Annotated in this window: 20 protein-coding genes; 12 read left to right on the forward strand and 8 right to left on the reverse strand. The window is 70.5% G+C overall.

The genetic code is table 11. The features are described 5' to 3' along the window. Positions 1–10 precede the first annotated feature (10 nt). Positions 11–772: an NAD(P)H-binding protein gene (locus tag AB0G04_RS10165; RefSeq protein ID WP_360979665.1), complete on the reverse strand. Its 762-nt coding sequence runs from the start codon at positions 770–772 to the stop codon at positions 11–13. 89 nt (positions 773–861) lie between these two features. Between AB0G04_RS10165 and AB0G04_RS10170 the strand changes: the two genes are divergently transcribed. After that, the gene (locus AB0G04_RS10170; protein ID WP_360979668.1) at positions 862–1,056 is read left to right on the forward strand and encodes a hypothetical protein; all 195 of its coding nucleotides are present in this window, start codon (positions 862–864) and stop codon (positions 1,054–1,056) included. On the opposite strand, the gene AB0G04_RS10175 is transcribed toward AB0G04_RS10170, so the two are convergent. After that, entirely contained in the window at positions 1,035–1,403 is a 369-nt protein-coding gene (locus tag AB0G04_RS10175) for a helix-turn-helix domain-containing protein (protein WP_360979671.1), read from the reverse strand. The two genes, AB0G04_RS10170 and AB0G04_RS10175, sit on opposite strands and share 22 nt — an antisense overlap. 48 nt (positions 1,404–1,451) lie before the next feature. On the opposite strand from AB0G04_RS10175, the gene AB0G04_RS10180 reads away from it, so the two are divergent. The 7 genes from AB0G04_RS10180 (at position 1,452) to AB0G04_RS10210 (ending at position 11,002) form a co-directional block, all read left to right on the forward strand. Beyond that, positions 1,452–2,183 (forward strand): hypothetical protein, encoded by a 732-nt coding sequence (locus tag AB0G04_RS10180; protein WP_360979674.1) that lies wholly within the window; start codon positions 1,452–1,454, stop codon positions 2,181–2,183. Positions 2,184–2,267: 84 nt separating this feature from the next. Continuing rightward, the gene (locus AB0G04_RS10185) at positions 2,268–2,591 is read left to right on the forward strand and encodes an AraC family transcriptional regulator ligand-binding domain-containing protein (RefSeq protein ID WP_360979677.1); all 324 of its coding nucleotides are present in this window, start codon (positions 2,268–2,270) and stop codon (positions 2,589–2,591) included. A 74-nt stretch (positions 2,592–2,665) separates the two neighbouring features. Next, positions 2,666–3,871, forward strand: coding sequence for an NAD(P)/FAD-dependent oxidoreductase (locus tag AB0G04_RS10190; protein ID WP_360979679.1), 1,206 nt, complete (start codon positions 2,666–2,668; stop codon positions 3,869–3,871). Then, positions 3,868–5,013: a zinc-binding dehydrogenase gene (locus AB0G04_RS10195; RefSeq protein WP_360979682.1), complete on the forward strand. Its 1,146-nt coding sequence runs from the start codon at positions 3,868–3,870 to the stop codon at positions 5,011–5,013. Before AB0G04_RS10190 ends, AB0G04_RS10195 begins: the two co-directional genes overlap by 4 nt. A 125-nt stretch (positions 5,014–5,138) precedes the next feature. After that, positions 5,139–9,761: a fibronectin type III domain-containing protein gene (locus AB0G04_RS10200; RefSeq protein WP_360979685.1), complete on the forward strand. Its 4,623-nt coding sequence runs from the start codon at positions 5,139–5,141 to the stop codon at positions 9,759–9,761. A gap of 95 nt (positions 9,762–9,856) precedes the next feature. After that, the gene (locus tag AB0G04_RS10205) at positions 9,857–10,225 is read left to right on the forward strand and encodes a VOC family protein (RefSeq protein WP_360979688.1); all 369 of its coding nucleotides are present in this window, start codon (positions 9,857–9,859) and stop codon (positions 10,223–10,225) included. A gap of 105 nt (positions 10,226–10,330) precedes the next feature. Beyond that, positions 10,331–11,002: a hypothetical protein gene (locus tag AB0G04_RS10210; protein ID WP_360979691.1), complete on the forward strand. Its 672-nt coding sequence runs from the start codon at positions 10,331–10,333 to the stop codon at positions 11,000–11,002. Here AB0G04_RS10210 and AB0G04_RS10215 read toward each other — a convergent pair. The 3 genes from AB0G04_RS10215 to AB0G04_RS10225 all read right to left on the reverse strand — a co-directional run bounded on the left by AB0G04_RS10215 (position 10,993) and on the right by AB0G04_RS10225 (position 14,080). Then, positions 10,993–12,456, reverse strand: coding sequence for an FAD-dependent monooxygenase (locus AB0G04_RS10215; RefSeq protein ID WP_360979694.1), 1,464 nt, complete (start codon positions 12,454–12,456; stop codon positions 10,993–10,995). The genes AB0G04_RS10210 and AB0G04_RS10215 overlap by 10 nt on opposite strands. A 282-nt stretch (positions 12,457–12,738) precedes the next feature. After that, the gene (locus AB0G04_RS10220; protein WP_360979697.1) at positions 12,739–13,518 is read right to left on the reverse strand and encodes a metallophosphoesterase family protein; all 780 of its coding nucleotides are present in this window, start codon (positions 13,516–13,518) and stop codon (positions 12,739–12,741) included. Between the two features lie 10 nt (positions 13,519–13,528). Beyond that, positions 13,529–14,080, reverse strand: a complete 552-nt coding sequence (locus AB0G04_RS10225) for a thymidine kinase (protein WP_360979700.1) — start codon at positions 14,078–14,080, stop codon at positions 13,529–13,531. Positions 14,081–14,247: 167 nt separating this feature from the next. Between AB0G04_RS10225 and AB0G04_RS10230 the strand changes: the two genes are divergently transcribed. Next, positions 14,248–14,694, forward strand: coding sequence for a hypothetical protein (locus tag AB0G04_RS10230; protein ID WP_360979703.1), 447 nt, complete (start codon positions 14,248–14,250; stop codon positions 14,692–14,694). Between the two features lie 28 nt (positions 14,695–14,722). Here AB0G04_RS10230 and AB0G04_RS10235 read toward each other — a convergent pair whose 3' ends face one another. Next, a complete protein-coding gene (locus AB0G04_RS10235; RefSeq protein WP_360979706.1) occupies positions 14,723–15,202 on the reverse strand; it encodes a macro domain-containing protein in 480 nt (159 codons plus the stop codon). A gap of 131 nt (positions 15,203–15,333) precedes the next feature. Between AB0G04_RS10235 and AB0G04_RS10240 the strand changes: the two genes are divergently transcribed. Continuing rightward, on the forward strand, positions 15,334–15,954 hold the full coding sequence (locus AB0G04_RS10240; RefSeq protein WP_360979709.1) for a hypothetical protein: 621 nt from the start codon (positions 15,334–15,336) through the stop codon (positions 15,952–15,954). Between the two features lie 126 nt (positions 15,955–16,080). Further along, a complete protein-coding gene (locus AB0G04_RS10245) occupies positions 16,081–16,551 on the forward strand; it encodes a nitroreductase/quinone reductase family protein (protein ID WP_360979712.1) in 471 nt (156 codons plus the stop codon). Between the two features lie 13 nt (positions 16,552–16,564). Here AB0G04_RS10245 and AB0G04_RS10250 read toward each other — a convergent pair whose 3' ends face one another. Further along, complete coding sequence (locus tag AB0G04_RS10250; RefSeq protein WP_360979715.1) at positions 16,565–17,311, reverse strand: class I SAM-dependent methyltransferase; 747 nt, start codon at positions 17,309–17,311, stop codon at positions 16,565–16,567. A 159-nt stretch (positions 17,312–17,470) separates the two neighbouring features. On the opposite strand from AB0G04_RS10250, the gene AB0G04_RS10255 reads away from it, so the two are divergent. Beyond that, positions 17,471–18,352, forward strand: a complete 882-nt coding sequence (locus AB0G04_RS10255; RefSeq protein WP_360979718.1) for an alpha/beta hydrolase — start codon at positions 17,471–17,473, stop codon at positions 18,350–18,352. Here AB0G04_RS10255 and AB0G04_RS10260 read toward each other — a convergent pair whose 3' ends face one another. Beyond that, positions 18,353–18,961: a YdeI/OmpD-associated family protein gene (locus AB0G04_RS10260; protein ID WP_360979721.1), complete on the reverse strand. Its 609-nt coding sequence runs from the start codon at positions 18,959–18,961 to the stop codon at positions 18,353–18,355. Between the last annotated feature and the right edge of the window lie 71 nt (positions 18,962–19,032).

Below are 19,032 nucleotides of genomic sequence, written 5' to 3' on the forward strand. Positions count from 1 at the left end.
CCGTCCGGAATCAGCGCCCGGCAGGCGTACCCGAGAGGGTGTCGAGGAAGCTGGACCACCGCTCACCGGAGGAGGCGCCGGCGGGGGTCAGGTGGTGGCCCTGCCGGAAGGCGCGGAAAACGGCACCGGGCAGGCGGACCGGGACCACCCGCCGGCGGCTGCCGACCGCCTGGAGGTAGGAACGGAACACGTCGGGGGCGTGCAGCACCTCGGGTCCGCCCAGGTCAGCGACGCGGCCGGGCGCGGGCGGGGCGTCGACGAGCTCGACGATCCGGTCGGCGACATCGTCGGTGGAGACCGGCTGGACCGGCACGTCCGGGGCCGGCACGAACGGCAGCCGGGCGGCGAGCCGGGCACCGGACAGCACGAAGTCGTGGAACTGGGTGGCCCGCAGGATCGTGCCGCCGTACGCCTCGACCATGCCCTCGACCTCGAGCTTGACGCGGTAGTACGGGTACGGGATCCGGTCCACCCCGACGATCGACACGAAGATCACGTGGGGGTGCCCGGCGCGGGCGGCGGCGTCGAGCAGGTGCCGGGTACCCGGCACGTCGGTCTTGCCCTGGGCCCGGGTGTCGCTGGCGCAGTGCACGACCGTGCCGACACCGTCGAGGGCCGCGTCGAGCCCGGCGCCGGTGACGAGATCACCCTGATGGGAGGCCCGGCCGGGACGGCGGCTGAGGGTGTTGACCTCGGCACCGCGCGACTGCAGAAGGGCGACCACCGTGCGGCCGAGGGTACCGGTGGAACCGGTGACAAGAATGCGTTTCATACCTGCAGGACGAACCAGGCCACGCAAGTGTGACAGTGTCTCCAGCGTATGGAATACGTGTTGCGGCCGGCGCAGCCTGACGACCCGGAGTGGTCGCTTGTCGCGTCCGCGCCGGACGGCACGGTCTGGCGTCGGCGCTGCTCGCCCGGGCGCTGGTGAATCTGGACGGCCCGGCCCGACTGCGGACCGAGGGGCACGATCCGGCCGGAGCGCTGACCCTCTACGAGCGGTTCGGTTTCCGGGTCGTCTCCCGGCACCACCGTTATCGCAAGCCGCTGGCCTGACGGGCGGCGGCGATCTGCGGGGCGTGCTCGATCGCCCACTCACCGACCGCGATGATCAGCGGCAGCAGAGAACGGCCCAGGTCGGTGATGGCGTACTCGACCCGGTCGCCGGTCTCGCGGCGGCTGATCAGAGCGTTGGCCTCCAGGTTGCGCAAGGTCCGGGTCAGGATGCGCCGGGAGAGGCCTTCGACCGTACGATCGAGCTGGTTGAAACCGGACGGGCCGCCGTCGCGCAGGATCACCAGGACCAGGACGCTCCACTTCTCGCCGATCATCCGCAGGATGCCGGTGGCCGCGCAGGTCTCGCGTTCGGCTGTGGTCACGGGCAGCGGCAGGACCGGTGACATGGATGTGCCTTCTTTCGCGGCGCGGCCGGGTGGGCAGACGATCCCAGTATGCGCACTGTGGTGATCGCGGGCGGTACCCGTGGAATCGGCCGGGCCCTCGCCGAGCAGATGACCGGCTGGAACGTCGTAGCCCTGGGCAGCGCCGACGGCGACCTGTCGTCGATGACGCAGACCCGGGAGCTGATCGGCCGGCTGCCGGAGCGGATCGACGCCCTGGTCCTGTCGGCGGGCCGGTTCTCGTCGCGGCGGGTGGTGACCGGCGAGGGCCTGGAACGGACCTGGGCGATCGGCGTCGTGGCGAGGTATCTGCTCGCCGACGGGTTGCGCCCGGCCCTGGAACGCGCGCCACGGCCGGTGATCCTGAATCTGTGCGGGGTCGGCGGGATCCGCGCCGGGCGCATCCACTGGGACGACCTGCAACTGACCCGCGGATATTCGCTGCTGACCATGACCATGCAGGGGGCGCGGGCGAACGACCTGCTCGGCGCCGGGTTCGCCGGCCGCTTTCCGGGCAGCCCGATCCGGTACGTCCTCTACAACCCGCTGTTCGTCGACAGTGGCATGCACCGCTACTTCGGGCAGCCGTTGCGGTCGGTGATCGGTGTGGCGGCGGCGCTGTTCGGGGCGTCCCCGGCGGCCGCGGCCAAGCCGCTGGCCGCGCTGCTGGAGGATCCGCCGTCCGCGCCGCTGACCGCACTGCGCCGGGGGAAGCCCGTGCCGCTTCCGGATCCGGCCGGCGCCGCCCGCCTCTACGACGCGATGGAGGCCGCCGGGCGATGACACGCACGCCGGGTTCGGTGGACGCCGGTACGCCGCTGAGCCCCGTCCGGCGGTATCTTGCGGGTCTCGGAGCGGGAGGGGCCGGTGGCGACGACACGATCGGCGGGGATCCGCGGCCTGGCGGTGATCGCCGGCCGCTGCGGCGGTGAACCCGCCGCGCTGGTCCGCGCGGTCGGACTGGACCCGGCCGTCCTCGACCACGACGACATCCCGGTCGCCGAGCACCGCCTCGCCCGGCTGCTCGACCACGCCGCCCGGGAACTCGACCTGCCCGACCTCGGGCTGCGGATGGCCGCCGAACACGACCTCGGCATGCTCGGGCAGCCCGGCGTCGCCTCGCTCGGACTCGCCTGGACCACCGGCGGACCATCGCTGGTGGGGTGCGGCCCCGCGCAGCATCCGCGGTGAGGTTGTCGTCGCGGGTCAAGACCGGCGGGTGGTGCCGCTTCCACACTGAGGGATCTCAACGTGAAGGAGGCGCGATGGCACAGACCACCGATGTGCTCGTCGTCGGCGCCGGGATCTCCGGGATCAACGTCGCCCACCGCGTCCGGCAGGCCCGCCCCGACCTGACCGTCCGCATCCTCGAGGCCCGCGACGCGATGGCCGGGACCTGGGATCTGTTCCGCTATCCCGGGGTCCGCTCCGACTCCGACTTCTTCACTCTGGCGTTCCCGTTCCGGCCGTGGCGCGGTGCCGACTCGATCGTCGGCGGTGACCGGATCCGCGACTACATCGCCGACACCGCCCGCGAGACCGGCATCGACCGGCTGATCACCTACAACACCCGGGTCACCGCGGCGAACTGGTCCACGGCGGAGTCCCGCTGGCAGGTCAGCACCGGCAACGGCGAGCACAGCGCCCGGTTCCTGGTCTTCTGCGCTGGCTACTACGACTACGACGACCCGCACGACCCGGAGATCAAGGGCGAATTCGGCGGGCAGCTGGTGCACCCGCAGTTCTGGCCCGCCGGCCTGGACCACCGCGGCCGCCGCGTCGTGGTGATCGGCTCCGGCGCCACCGCGGTCACCATCGTGCCGGCCATGGACCGCGACGCCGCGCACGTCACCATGCTGCAGCGCACCCCCACCTACGTGCTGGCCCAGCCGCGCCGCGACGTCGTCGCCGACGTGTTGCGCCGCGTCCTGCCGGCCGGGCCCGCCCACCGTGCCGCCCGGGCCAAGAACATCACCATGCAGTGGCTGCTCTACCGCGCGTGCCGCCGCTTCCCGGACCGGATGCGCGCCCTGCTGCGCAAAGGCGTCGTCGCCGGAACCGGCTCGGAGGCGGTCGCCGACCGCGACTTCGCCCCGCCGTACGCCCTATGGGACCAGCGGCTCTGCATCGTCCCCGACGGCGACCTGCTCAGTGGCCTGCCCAACCTCGGCGTCTGCATCGGATACATCAACCTGTCGTGGACGGTCCGCTCCGACATGACCGCCCGGCTCCTCGCCCGGATCCTGCGCCACATGGGCGAACACGGCCGGACCGTCGTCGAACCGGTCGCGCCGGCCCACCTCGGCGAGACGTTCCCCTTCATGGACATGCAGTCCGGCTACCTGCGGCGGGCCGCGCACCTCATGCCACGGGCCACCGCCCGCTACCCGTGGGCGATCCGGCAGGACGTGATGGCCGACGCCCGCGCCACCAACCGCGCCGACCTCATGAACGGACTGGTCTACCGATGAGAGCCGTTGCCGTGCACGACACCGTCCTGTCGGTGATCGAGATGCCCACCCCCGAGCCCGGCCGGGGACAGGTGCTGCTGAAAGTGCTGCGCACCGGGATCTGCGGCTCCGACCTGCACGTGCGCGTCGACGCGGACGGCAGCGCCGACATCGCCGCCGAGGTCGGTTACCCGCACTTCATGCGCCGCGGGCACTCGGTCGTCATGGGACACGAGTTCACCGGCGAGATCGTCGCCTACGGGCCGGGCTGCCGGAAGCGGTGGAGGGCCGGCAGTCAGGTCGTCACCCTGCCGCTGCTGCGCGTCAACGGCCAGGTGCACATGACCGGGCTGTCCGAGGCGGCACCCGGCGGGTACGCCGAGTACGTCCTCGCCGACGAGGACGCGCTCATGCCCGTACCGCGTGGCCTCGATCCTGATCTCGCGGCCCTGACTGAACCGCTTGCCGTCGCCCGCCACGCCGTCCGGATGGGCGGCCCGCGCCGCAAGGACCCGGCCGTGGTGATCGGTTGCGGTCCCATCGGGCTCGCGGTGATCCTCATGCTCAAAGCCGCCGGCGTACGTCACATCGTGGCCAGTGACTACTCCGAGTCCCGGCGGGAACTGGCCCGGCAGTGCGGCGCCGACGTCGTCGATCCGTCCGGCGACTCGCCGTGGAAACGTCTCGGCGACCACCCCGGCCTGATCACGAGCGCCCCCGAGTACTACGGCGCCGGCCTCGAGGCCCTGCACGCGCTGCGGGCCGTCCCGCTGGTGCCGTGGCGGCGGGTGCTGCGCGCCGCCAAGCGGCTGGGCGCCGGGCCGCGCGGCCCGGTCGTCTTCGAATGCGTCGGCCTGCCCGGCGTGATCGAGGAGATCGTGTCGGCGGCTCCGTTCCTGTCCACGGTCGTCGTGGTCGGCGTGTGCATGCGCCCCGACACGTTCCGGCCCACCATGGCGATCAACAAGGAACTGCAGATGCGGTTCTCGTTCTGCTACGACCCGGCCGACTTCGACGAGACCCTGCACATGATCGCCCGCGGTCGCGTGGACGCCCGCAAGCTGATCACCAGGGTCGTGGGCCTCGACGACGTCCCGGCCGCCTTCGACGACCTGGCCGCCGGCCGCGACGCCAAGATCCTGATCGATCCGCACTTGCGGTGACCGGCTGACGGGCGGCGTGTCCTTTTTGCTCAGTACCGGCCTTGTGGCGGCCGCATCGATGATCCAGGATGTGCTCACCCCGGAGCGGGGTCCAAGATCTTTACGTCCCGAGGGGCGAGTACAACATGAATACTGATCCGGATCACCCGGACCGGCTGCGGCTGGCCCGGAGTTCCGTCGCGGCTTTCTTCACCATGATCATGGTGCTGGCGTTCGTGGCCGTTCCGCAGAGCCCGGCGTCCGCAGTTCCGGCCGGTGGCATGTCCGCCGATGCCGTGAACAGCATGTTCACCACGTACGGCAACGCCGGCAACCATTGGACCGGTGGTGACAACACGGCATCGGTCGTCCTGCCGGACGGCCGGGTGGCGTGGTTGTTCGCCGACAGCTTCCTGGGCACCGTCAACGCGGACAACACGCGGCCGAGGAACGCGCCGATGGTCAACAACCTGATTGTCGTGCAGGACGGCACGGGATTGACCAAGACGCTGCACGGCGGGACGGCGCAGGCGCCGGAGGCGCTGGTCAAGCCCACTCAGCAGAACGAGTTCTTCTGGGCCGCGGACGGGGCCGTCGAGGGCAACACGCTCAAGGTCGCCTACAACCGGATGCGAAAGACCGGCCCGGGTGTGCTCGATTTCGAGCAGACCGGGGTCTCGTTGGCGACCTTTGCCCTGCCCTCGCTGACGCTGAGCAATGTCGTCGATCTGCCGGTCGGACCGTCGATCAGCTGGGGCGCCGGGATCTTCCCGGACGGCGCCTACACCTACATCTACGGCATCTCCTCCGGCTCCGGCCTCATGAAGTTCGCGCATCTGGCCCGGGTCCCGGCCGGTGGGCTGTCGGGGCAGTGGCAGTACTGGACCGGCAGCACCTGGTCCACCGATGTCAACGCCGTGGGCCGCCTGATCAGCGGCGTCGGCGGCGGCGGTGTGCAGAAGGTCGGCAGCCAGTACGTGTGGGTCAGCCACGAGAACAACCTGATGTTCGACTCGCAGATCGTGGCGTACACCTCGGACTCGCCGACCGGCCCGTTCGCCGGTCCGGTCCAGCTGTTCACCACACCGGAGGTGTCCAAGCCGGGCGTGTTCATGTACAACGCCCGTGTGCACCCCGAGCTCGCCCGCAGCGGCAAGCTGCTGGTCTCCTACGACCTCAACAGCATGGAGACCGACGGTACGTACAACGACGTCCGCGACGGTCGTCCGCGATTCATCGAGGTCGACTGGCCGCGGCCGGCCCCGTCCCCGAACGTGCCCGCCGCGCCGACCGGCCTCACCGTCACCGTGCACGAGGACCTCGCCGTCCTCAAGTGGCAGGCCGTGGCCGGCGCTACCGCCTACTGGGTGCACCAACGGGATGTGACCGGCGGGCAGACCCACTTCGCCCGGGTTCCGACCTCGACGACCGCGCTGCAGAAGGAAGCCGCGTTCCTGTTCGACGGGCACACCTACGAATACAAGGTGACAGCCTCGAACGCTTCCGGTGCCGGCCCGTTCTCCGGCACGGTCAGCGCCACGATCGACGTCGCGCCGCCCGTTGCACCGACTGGCGTCACCGCCGCAGCGGACACCTCCGGCGGCGCGACCATCAGCTGGAACCCGGTGCCCAACGTGTGGGGCTACACCGTCCTGGCGCGCGACATCACCTTGGGCGAGATCGACTTCACGACTGACGGTCAGCCCGAGGCGGGCAGCACCCAGTACCGGGCCGACAAACTGGTGAACGGCCACGAGTACGAATTCGTGGTCAAGGCCAAGAACGGGGGCGGCGACTCGCCGCAGTCCGCCGGCGCCCGGGCGACCGCGTTCTACGCGCTGCCGCCGGCGGTCACCGGCCTGAAGGCGACCCTCAAGTCCGACGGCTCGATCCAGCTCGACTGGGACGAGACCGCCCCGGGCCTGTGGTACCAGGTCTACCAGCGGGACGCCACTGCCGGTGACACCGACTTCACCAGGCTGCCCTATCCGGCCACCTCGAACACTATGACCGCCGGTTACCTCCAGCACGGTCACGTCTACGAGTACAAGGTCGCCGCCATCAACGAGGGCGGTGAGGGCCCGACGTCGCCTGTCGTGAGTGCCACCTCGACCATCGCGCCGCCGCCGGCCCCGACCGGTCTGACCGCCACACCGGCGGCCGACGGGACGATCGAACTGAAGTGGGCCACGTCCGACCCCGATCTGTGGCACCTGATCTACCAGCGGGACCTCACCGCCGGAGAGACGGAGTTCACCCCCTGGGAATGGCCGGTCACCGAGTGCTGCCAGAAGACAGCCGGAATGCTCAAGCACAGCCACGTGTACGAGTACAAGGTCGTCGCCATCAACGGCGGCGGCGAATCAGGCTCGTCGAACGTCGCCAGAGCCACCGCGACGCTGCCGCTTGCGAACGCGCCGACGAACCTTCAGGCCACTCCGGGCGACCGGCGCGTCACGCTGACCTGGACCAGCCCGGAGCCCGGCTCCTGGCATTGGATCTACATGCGTGACGCCACCGACGGCGGGGACTGGAGCAGGCTGGAGCTGCCTGTCACCACCTGCTGCAGCTTCACCGCCCTCGAACTTACCAACGGTCACAACTACCAGTTCCGGGCGGCGGTGATCGGTGCCGACGGGGCACCGGACAGCGCACAGTCGAACATCGCGTCGGCAACCCCGGCCGGCCTGGCGCCGGACGCGCCCGGCAACCTGACCGCCACCGCCGGCAACTCGCAGGTGACCCTCAAGTGGGAACCGAGCGTGACAGCCGGTGCCTGGTACTGGGTGTGGATGCGCAACGCCACCGCCGGTCAGGCGTGGCACAAGCTCGAGCTGCCGATCACGAACTGCTGCACCTTCACCAGCGGCAGCCTCACCAACGGGCAGCGCTACGAGTACAAGGTCGTCACCATCGGTGCCGGCGGAGGACCCGACAGCGCTGCCAGCAACGTGGCCGGCGCGACGCCGACCGCGCCCGCGCCCGGGGCGCCGACGAACCTGACGGCGACGGCCGGCAACGGCCAGGCGGTGCTGAAGTGGACGGCGAGCTCCACTTCCGGTGCCTGGTACTGGGTGTGGATGCGCGACGCCACCGCCGGTCAGGCGTGGCAGAAGCTGAGCCTGCCGATCACGAACTGCTGCACGTTCACCAGCACCGACCTGGTCAACGGGCACCGGTACGAGTACCGGGTGAACACCGTAGGCGCCAACGGCGGACCCGACAGCGGCTTCTCGAACGTGGACGACGCCACCCCGGTCGCACCCCGTCCGGCGCCGCCGACGGGCCTGAACGTGGTCTCCGGCAACGGCAAGGCCAGCCTGACCTGGACGGCCAGCCACAGCGGCGCCTGGTACTGGGTGTGGATGCGTAACGTGTCCGCGGGCCAGTCCTGGCAGAAGCTGGAGCTCCCGATCACGAACTGCTGTTCCTTCACCAGCACCGGTCTGACCAACGGGGACCGCTACGACTACCGGGTCACCACGGTCGGCTCCGGCGGCGCGGCGGACAGCGTGGCGTCGAACGTCGACAGCGCGTATCCGGTGGCCCCGACGCCCGGCGCCCCGTCCGGTCTGAACGCGGTGCCGGGCAACGGCAAGGTGACGCTGACGTGGAACGCCAGCAGCACCTCCGGCGCCTGGTATTGGATCTGGTCGCGTAACGTCTCGGCAGGCCAGTCCTGGAAGAAGAATCCCACCCCGGTCAACTCCTGCTGCACCTATGTGGCCAGCTACCTGACCAACAAGAGCAAGTACGAGTTCCGGGTCCAGGCGATCGGAACGGGCGGAGCGCCCGACAGCGGCTTCTCGAACGTGCGGGAGGCGACGCCCGTCGCACCACGCCCGGCGCCGCCGACGAACTTGAAGGCGACGATCACCTCTACCGGGATCACGCTGAACTGGACCGCCAGCACGACGCCCGGCGCGTGGTACTGGATCGAGCGGCGCAACACCCCGATCAACACGAGCTGGAGCCGGTACGAGTGGCCGGACAACTCCTGCTGCAACTTCACCGCGACCATGCTGGGTCACGGGACGCAGCAGTTCCGGGTCCTCACGATCGGCTCGGGCGGGGCGGAGGACAGCGTGCCGTCCAACGTCGTCACCGTCGACTACACGCCGCCGACGATTCCCACCAACCTGCGGTACCGGTACACGACGTCCCAGGGCGCCCGGGCCATCGCGCTGTCCTGGAATGCCAGCCGCAACGCCACTACCTACGTGATCGAGGCACGCAACCGGACCCGGAACGGCAGCTGGTACAAGACCGGGGAGACCACCAGCCGCAGTTTCGTGTTCGAGTGCCCCGGCACGGACATGTTCGAGTTCCGGGTGTACGCCAAGAACACCGTCGGTGCGAGCTGGTACTCCAACAACGTGATGATGCTGGGGGACAACGAGGGCTGGCAGCGGTACTCGCCACGGCAGACCGGCCTGTGGAACAAGTATTCCGGCTGGTATTACGGCGGACCCACGAGCGAGGAGTGCCCCATTCAGGGCGAGTACTGCTACCGGCAGGTCCAGTTCCAGTCGAAGGGTCTGGAGTACTACTGGCGGCACGGCAACTACGGGCAGATCGAACGGAGCTGGCTCGCGACCGGCATCAACTATCACTACCGCAGTTGCCTGTCGATCCCGAACATGTGCAGCTCGCCCACCGACTGGGCGTGGGCGATGATCCCGGGACGGTGCAGTGCGAAGCAGCCACAATTCGGGTGGCTCGTCGGTATCGACCCGTGGACCTGCTTCTCGTGGCGATGGAAACCGTGACGGGGGTTCTCCGGTAGGAACGTCCCGCTGATACCGGTGGTCCTCGATGTGCTGCGACGGCGCGTCGAGGACCACCCTTGCCTAGAGTGTCTCGGATGAGACTTCGTCACGTGACCATCGACTGTGCCGACCCGTACGCGCTCGGCACGTTCTGGAGCAACGTCACCGGCTGGCCGGTGTCCGATCAGGACGAGCCCGGCGACGACGAGGTGCTGGTCGAGGCACCCGCGCCGGTGCCCGGCCTGCTGTTCATCCGGGTGCCCGAGGGCAAGACCGTCAAGAATCGCGTCCACTTCGACTGGGAGCCGACCGGGCGTACCCGCGACGCGGATGTCGAACGGGTCATCGGCCTCGGCGCCAAGGTGCACGAGGACCACCGCCGGCCCGACGGCCGCGGCTGGGTGACCCTGCTCGACCCGGAAGGCAACGAGTTCTGCATCGAACGTGAGGCCACCGCCTCCTGACCGCGACCGATCAGTCCGTTACCTGTTCGTAATCGCAAGCCAGAACCAACCGGCCGGACGCCGCATCACACCGAACGAAACCAAGTGGGAAAGGGAACCCCTCCAATGATTCGTTCGGCCCAGGTCCTCGCCGCCGCCGCCCTGGTCGGCCTCACCGCCGCCTGCAACAGCCCTCAGCACGTGGACGGCATCGCCGCCCCGGCCGGCCTGACCTCGCCCTCCGCCTCGGGCCAGGCGCGGCCGGCCGCAAGCCCGTCGTTCGTACCGTCGTCCGGCGCGCCCTCCAGCGCGCGGCCCAGCCGGCCGGTGAACACCGCGACCGCCACCGCCGACCTGACGATCCAGCCCGACCGCATCGGCCGGCTGAAGATCGGCATGAGCCTGACCGCCGCCAAGGCGACCGGACTGATCGTCGTCAGCACCGGGCAGGACGACGTCCCGCCCGGCGGTTGCGTCACCGCGTACTGGAAGGGCCAGACCGAAGAAGAGTGGATGATCTTCAACGGCAAGTACGGGCTGCGCGCGGTCGACTCCTTCGGCAACCAGCGGACCCCGGAGGGCATCCGGACCGGCAGCACACTCGCCGCGGTGCGCCGCGCGTACCCGGAGTTCACCTGGCGGACCGACGGTGACGAGACGCCCGCCGCCGAACGGACCTCCGGAGACATCCTGGTCGACGCCGTGAAGGGCGACGGCGCGCACTACCGGATCAACATCGACAAGGGCAAGGTCACGTACGTGCACGTGGAGAGCGACCGGGCCGGCTGCTACGAGTGACCCGCCCCGGTCAGGCGTCCCTTCAGAAATCGGTCCGGGCGGGCCACCGTCACGGTGCCGGCCCGGGCCGTCAGGAGCCCGTCGAGATCGGTCATCGCCAAACAGCCGGGCGCCGGATCCGGATGGTCCAGCGCCACCAGCGCCACGCCGGCCGGGATACCGGTGGTCACGCTCCGTGGGTCACAACCGTGGCCGATGTACGCCCACCGGTACCCGATGACCTCGTCCAGGCGCTGCGGCGGCCCGCCGCCGACACTGACCCGCGGGTTGGGCAACGCCCGTCCGGCACCCGGCAGAGGACCCGCCACGGACCGGGACAACCGGCGGGCCGGCAACGGCCGTGCGCCGGCCCCGGCCAGCGGCGCCAGCAACCGCAGCACCAGCCGCACGAGACGCACCGTCGTCCGGCTGCGGCTCTGCACGATCCGGCCCATCCGTGACGCCATCGCCGTCATCCGCTCGACGTCCGGCCGGCGTTCCTGCTCGTAGCCGTCGAGCAGTTCCGGATCGGCGCCGCCGGCCACGTCGGCGAGCCGCCACGCCAGCGCGGCCGCGTCGCGGATCCCCATGCCGAGGCCGGCGCCCGCGAACGGCGGCATGACGTGGGCGGCGTCCCCGGCCAGCAGCACACGCCCGGCGCGCCACCGATCGGCCGTCCGGGCGTGGAAGGTGAACACGGCCGTCCGCTCGATGTCCAGCCCGCCGGGCTCCACCCAGGCGCCGACCAGCGAACGGACGGTCTCCTCCGCGGTCATCCGGTCCGGGTCCTCGCCGGGCAGCAGCATCCACTCCCAGCGGCGGCGGTCGCGCTGCGACATCGCCACGCACGGGCGGTCCGGGTCGAGCACGAACGCGACACTCGACGGGGTTTCGCCGGTCTCCCGGTTGCGCGCGTCGACCACCAGCCACGGCTGCGGATAGGTGTCGCCCGGGAAACCGATCCCGGCCGCCGTGCGGACCGCGCTGCCCAGGCCGTCGCAGCCGGCCAGCCACTGCCCGGTCACCCGGCTGCCGTCGTCGAGGACCACGGTGACCTCGTCGTCGTCCTGTTCGACACCGGTGACGCTGCGCCCGGCCAGGATCCGCACGTGACCGGTGCCGGTCGCGGCAGCGCGCAGGCCGGCTTCCAGAGCGGGCTGGTCGAGCCGGGCGACCTGCGGATGCCCGAACACCCGGGCGGTCTGCTCCACCATGAACAGCGGACGATGCCGGGCGTCCATGACCCCGTTGCGGTCCACCGCCGTCGCCCACGTCTCGAAGGGTGGCAGGCCCGGCACCAGGGTCAATGCCCGGATCGCCTCGGCGTCGAGCACGGCGGCCCGCGGTTTGGGGTACGGCCCGTGCTGTGGCTCGATCACGACTGTCGGAACACCCCGGCTGCCGAGCAGCGAGGCCAGCAGCGCACCGACCGGTCCCATGCCGGCGACGATCACCGTGGTGCGGTCGCGGTTCATCCGGGGTGCCGGTGGTGCGTACGCCGGTGTCCGTTCATCGCGTCACGATAGACGCCGTCGCGCAGCCGCCGGCGGCCATGGCGGATCACGAGGCTGCCGGGGCCGGCGCGTCGCGGTTCCAGGGCCCTCCGTCGCGAGTCTGGCGGATTTCTGCAGCAGCATCGCCGAGGCCTGGCCCGGGAACAGCGAACTCGAGGGCTCGCCGCCCGCTTCGGAACGCAGTGCCTGCCCGATGATCCAGCACAACGCCCACGAATCCACGACGCCGTCGGCCGCCGCGGCTCAGCGCGGCAGGCGGTGATACGTCCGGCGGTGCGGGTCGTGCATCGCGCCGCGGTACACGCCGTCGCGCAGCTCCGATACGTAGCCGTCGAGCTCGGGCATGCCCAGGCGGGTGGCCGCGGCGATCTCCGCCTCCACGTCGTACGGCACCCGCACGAACTGCACCGAGAACGGCGCCGCCGCCTCCGAGCCGATGACGCCCTCCAGGATCACGTAGACCGGCGTCGGGTCGTTCATGCTGTTGCCGACGCTGCCGGTGTTGAACAACGTCAGATTGTCGCCGGACACCTCGTAGAACGGGTCGTGTGTGTCGCCGTATCCGACGACGTCCGGCACCGGCCCGTCCCCGGTCGCCGGCGTGTTGGCGAACATGCCGAGGAACTCGGCCTCGTCATGGTCGAACCGGACCCGCCGGTGCACGCTGGTCGCCGACGCGTGGAACAGCCGGACCCGGCGGCCACTGACCAGGAGATCGTGGCAGAACGGCAGCGACCGCAGCCAGTCACCCTGCCCGTCGCCGAGTTGCGCCAGCCACCAGGCCAGTCCCTCGCTGTCGAACGTGCGGGCCGGGTCGGGCAGGAAGTCGTCCCAGTTGCCGAGGATGTTGACCTCGCACCGCTCCCGGCAGATCTCGATCACCTCACGGCCACGCGGGCCCTTGCCCACGTAGTCGCCGAGATTGAGGATCCGGGTGATGCCGCGGGCGTCGATGTCGGCCAGCACCGCCTCGAGGGCGGTCAGGTTGCCGTGCACGTCAGAGATCAGGGCGATGCGCTCCACCGTGCCGACCCTAGGGCAGTACGACGCAGCGGCGGCAGCGGGCCTCGTACGTGTAGGTGCCGTCGTCCGGCAGCGCCGTGGACGGTGCGAGCTCCCGGATCATCGGCTTGCCGTGCTCCAGCACCTGGGTGTGCGTGGCGTCCAGGGCCCGGCACACGTCACAGACCGCCCGCCGGTAGATCACTTCGGCCGGGGCGAGCTCGAACAGGGCCCGGACCGGCGCGAACAGCTGACCACGGTGGTCCAGGTCGATGCCGGCCACCACCACCTTGACCCCGGATCGGACCGCCGCCCCGAGGACCGCGATGTCGTCGACCGTGAACATGTGGATCTCGTCGACGCCGATGACCTCGACGCCGCCGTCCGCGGCCCCGGCCAGGCTGTGCACCTTCACCGTCTGCAGGCTGCCGCCGGAACGGGAGGTGACCGCCGTGTCCCGGCCGTGCCGTGCGGACTGATAGATCCGGTGCGGGATGTCCGCGTACTGCAACGGCGACAGCAGGCTGATCATCTCCAGCGATTTGCCGCCCTTCATCGGGCCGAGGATCACGGTCAAATCCATCCCGACACGGTGCCACCAGCATCCCGGCCACGGTCCGGTACCCTCCGGCGAAGTGCGGAAACTCTCATCCGTACGCTGCTACGCCGCCCGCCGGCGGGAGTGCTCCGCGGCGATCCCCAGCTGTGCGCGAGAAGCGACCGGGGCCACGATCGATCAACGTGATCGCCGTGGCAGCATGCGGAGGTGAGAAAGACGACGACGGGCACGGTGGCGTGATGCTCCCCGGCCCTTCCCGGGAAAGCCGGTCCGGCCGTACGACCGCCCTCGCGGCCGTGGTTCTCCTCGGGTTGGCCGCTCTTGCTCTCCTGGCCGTTCTTCTGGTGGTGAGCCCGGCCGCGTTCGTGAGCCTGCTGCCGGGCTGGTTCTCCGGGGACGGTTCCGCTCAGGCCGCCGCGTGGCTCGTCGCCGGCCTGAGCGCCGCCCTCGCCGCGATCGTCGGCGCCCGGCGCGAAGTTGCAGGGCCGCTCCGCGGTGCGGTGATCGCGTTGCTGATCACGGTTGCCGGGGTGGGTGCCGTCTACGCGTTCTCGACCGAGCTGGAGCGGAGGAACCCGGTCCCGGAGAACACCTGCGTGGCCTACAGCGGTGGTCGCCACACCTGTCCGGGCGGCTGATCCGGGCCGCGTCCGGCCCGCGCGGCGATCAGTCGAAGTCGTAGACGGTCGTCGGGATGTCGCGGTCGCAGAGGGCGGCCACGATCATCGGCTCGATCCGTTCCCATTTGCCGCCGGCCAGCCCGCAGCCGATCCGCGGCATGTGCACCGAGGCGTTCAGCCGTAGCGCGTGCTCGGCAAGCGTGTGCAGGCAGCGTTCGATCGCCTCGTACCGCACGGGTACGCCCGTGCTCCGGGCCCGGTAGATGCCTCGCTGGCCGACCATGTTCGCCACCCAGACGTCCGGCTGCACCTGCACCAGCTGGGTGGCACCGAGCCCGAAGTCGTTGCCGGCCCGCTCCCGGTGCCAGCGCCGGAACTCGCGCTCCGGTTCCGGCCACCGTTTCGAGATCGCCACCACGAAGCCCTTGCCCCAGCCGCCGATGTCGTTGGAGACATGCGCGATGATCTTCGGCCCCTTGGCCTGCGGACTGGTGGCGTCACCCTTGATGAATCTCAGTGCGGACATCGAAGGATCTTCGCGTACGAGCGGCGAGCACCGCCACGGCAATACTCATCAGCACCCGTTCCTGACACCTGCCACCCCGCGGATGTGTATCCGCTGGATTTCCGGCATGTTGCGACCTCTACGCTGACCTGGTGGAAGTTCTCGACATGATCGGCTGGGCCGGCTCAGCACTGCTCGTCTGGTCGCTGCTGCAGACCCGGCTGCTGCGCCTGCGCGCTCTCAACCTGCTCGGCTGCCTGGTGCTCATCGGTTTCAACGCGGCGGTCGGCGTCTGGCCCATGGTGGGCCTCAACGTCGTGCTGGCCGTCATCAACGTCTGGTACCTGGCCCGCATGCTTGCCACCCGCCACGACGAGAAGGCGTACCAGGTCGTCGAGGTGCACACCGACGACGCGCTGCTCGGCCACGTCCTGCGTACCCATCACGACGACATCGTCCGGTTCAACCCGGGCTTCACGGCCGCCGACCTCGACCGCCGTGACGCCGCCGCGTTCCTGGTCCTGAACGCCGACGAGGTGGTCGGCGTCGTCGTGTTCCATGTCGCGGGCAGCGGCGTCGCGCAGGTCGAACTCGACTATGTCACCGAACGGTACCGGGACTTCACCCCCGGCGAGTTCGTCTTCCGCCGCAGTCGCTACTTCGTCGACCGCGGCTGTCACACGGTCGTCACCCCGCCGCGGATGAAGGCTCCCTACTACAGCCGTCTCGGCTTCCAGCGCGACGGCGACTCGTACGTGCTCAACCTCAGCTGACCGCACAGCCGGCCGGGTGCGGACGACGGCGAGCCCGGTGCGGTGGTGAGGTGTGTTCCCGGCGTGCGCTCTGCTGACACAGTGGAGGGCCACATCGGTGAGCCGCCTCCGTCTGGAGTGTTGATCATGGCAGAGAAGAAGCCGGGCAGTCTGTGGCTGCCGCCACGCTGGGTGATCCGGACCGCGTGGGCCGTGCACCGCGCGATGTACAAGGTCAGCGGCGGCAGGGTCGGCCTGCAGCGGGCCCGGCCGGACCAGTGGGGAACGCTGCGGCTGGCCGTGACCGGGCGGCGCACCGGCCGGGAACGGGCCGTCATCGTGGCCTACCTCGAGGACGGACCGAACCTGTTCACCATCGCCATGAACGGCTGGGGTGAGGGCGAGCCGGCCTGGTGGCTGAACCTGCAGGCCAACCCGGACGCGCACGTGGTGCTGCCGGGCGGCGCGCAGCGGGATGTCCGCGCACGCGCCGCCCGGGGCGACGAGCACGACCGGCTGTGGGCGCTGTGGCGGGAGACCAGCGCCACCCTCGACGGCTTCGCCGCCCGGCGTACCACTCCCACCACCGTCGTCGTCCTCGAACCGCGACCCGCCTGACGACGGGTCCCGGTCAGCGCCGTTGCAGGGCGAAGACCCCCCAACCCAGGTAACGCCGCTGGTAGCGGACGTACGCCAGCGGCGCCGTGTCCAGCTCGGCGCGGAACGCCGGCGCCAGCTCGTCGTCCGGGTTCTCATCGAGCCAGGCCCGGACGGTGAACCACTGGGCGGCCACATACCGGTCCCAGCTGTCCCCGTCGGCCAGCACCATCTCCACCAGGTCCCAGCCGAACCGGCCGAACGACTCGACCAGGCCGGGCAGGTCCAGGAACTCGTCGCGGGCCGAGGCGCCACAGCCCTCGACGGCCGCCTGGCCCGGTGGGTCGAGCCGCCAGAACGGCTCACCGACCAGCACCGATCCGCCCGGACGCAGACTGCGGCCGAGCAGGGCGAGGGTGCCCTCGACGCCGCCGCCGATCCACGTCGCGCCGATGCAGGCGGCCACGTCGACCGGCTCGGCGGCGACGAACCCGGACGCGTCGTCGTGCACGAACGACAACCGGTCGCCCACGCCGAGCTCCGCCGCGCGCTCGCGTGCCTTCTCCAGGAACGGTGTGCTGATGTCGACGCCGGTGCCGGTGATGCCGTGGTCACGGCCCCACGTGCACAGCATCTCCCCACTGCCGCACGCCAGGTCCAGCACGGACATGCCCGGCCGCAGCCGGATCGCCGTACCCAGGGTGGCCAGCTTCTCGGGGCTGAACGGGTTGTGGATGCGGTGATCGCGCTCCCGGATGACGAAACTACGTGCCAGTTCCACTTCTGCGATTCCTCACGTCGGATGTACGGATGACCGGAACGGAACCGACGGAGACACGCATACAAGCACCTCATCAGGTAGAAGCGGACGCCGACAATCTAGGTCCACCGGAATGATCACGCGATCGATATTGTCCGAGGGCCGCCCTATGATCGGCGCGTGACGAGCTGGCAGATGAACGTGGTAGCGGCCTTCACCCGGCTCGCCTACCAGCGCAGGTTCACCACCGAGGCGGCCGGGTTGCGGACACTGTCGCGCCCGAAGGGCCCGTCCGGCCCACCGCCGGCGCTGCGCCGGACGTTCGACGTGAGCACCACCCGCGACCACGGCTTCGACCTGCACCGGGTCCGCCCGGCCGGGCCCGGCACCGGCGTCACGGTCGTCTACCTGCACGGCGGCGCCTACACCAGCGAGATCGTGCGCCAGCACTGGGCGCTGGTCGCGTACCTCGCCCGCCGGACCGGCCATGAGGTGGCCGTGCCGATCTACGGCCTCGCGCCGGCACACCAGGGCCTCGCCGCCCTCGAGTTCGTCACCGCCGTGATCGCCGCCGAGACCGCCGGGGGCCGTCGCTGCTACCTGGCCGGTGACTCGGCCGGCGGTGGTCTGGCCCTGCTGGCCGCCCAGGCCGTCGGCGGCGCTGACGGGGGAGTGGCCGGCCTGACCGCGATCGCGCCGTGGCTCGACCTGTCGATCAGCAACCCCGAGGTCGACAAGGTGGAACCGCACGACCCGTGGCTGAAACGACCGGGTCTGCGACCGCTGGCCGCGGCCTGGGCCGGCGACGTCCCCTTGCAGGACCCACGGCTGAGCCCGATCTTCGGCGACCTGACCCGCCTGCCACCGACGCAGGTACTGGTCGGCACCCGCGACATCACCCTGCCCGACTGCCGCCTGCTCCGCGACCGGATGCCCCCGTCGGTACCCCTGACCTACCACGAGCAGGAGGGTGCCGTGCACGTCTATCCACTGCTCCCGGTCCCCGAGGCCAAGGCCGGTCGCCGGGCCGTTGCCGACCACATCCGGCAGACCTGCCAGTGATCACCCCGGCTCGGCGACCGGCCTCGCCTTCTGGGGATAGAAGGTCTCGTGGCGGGCCAGCATCGCGACGAACTCGCCGATCTTGCGTTCCCGGGTCTCGGCCCGTTTGACGGCGTTGAGACGGTGGATCAGGGCGAAACGGTTCGTCTTGGTCAGGACGTCGAACATGGCCTGAGCGGCGGGTTCGGCGGCGATCGCGGCCAGCAGGTCGGCCGGCACCACGGCCTCCGACGGCGGGGCATACGCGGCCGCCCACCGACCGTCCGCCTTCGCGGCCTCCACCGCGGCGCGGCCGGCAGGCTGCATCCGGCCCTCTTCCTCCAGGCGGGCGACGTGTTCGACGTTGCGCTGCGACCAGATGCTGCGAGCCCGGCGGGGGGTGAACCGGATCCACGACGAGGCCTCGTCACGTTTACGGGCCTGCCCGTCGATCCAGCCGAAGCACAGCCCTTCGTCGACGGCCTGCTGCCAGGTCAGCGTGGTGACGGTGCCCCCCTTCCTGGTCAGCGCCAGCCACACGCCGGGCGATATGGCGTGGTGCTCCAGCAGCCAGCCGCGCAGCGCCTCGGCGTCCGCGACGATCAGCTCCTCCAGCTCAGGGTTTGCCATACCGGGCAGGTTAGCGGGCAGCCCCGGAGTGTGCGACGCCGATAAGATCCGGCTCCGGCCGGACCACGCTG

Source organism: Actinoplanes sp. NPDC023801 (assembly GCF_040639655.1).
GTDB lineage: Bacteria > Actinomycetota > Actinomycetes > Mycobacteriales > Micromonosporaceae > Actinoplanes.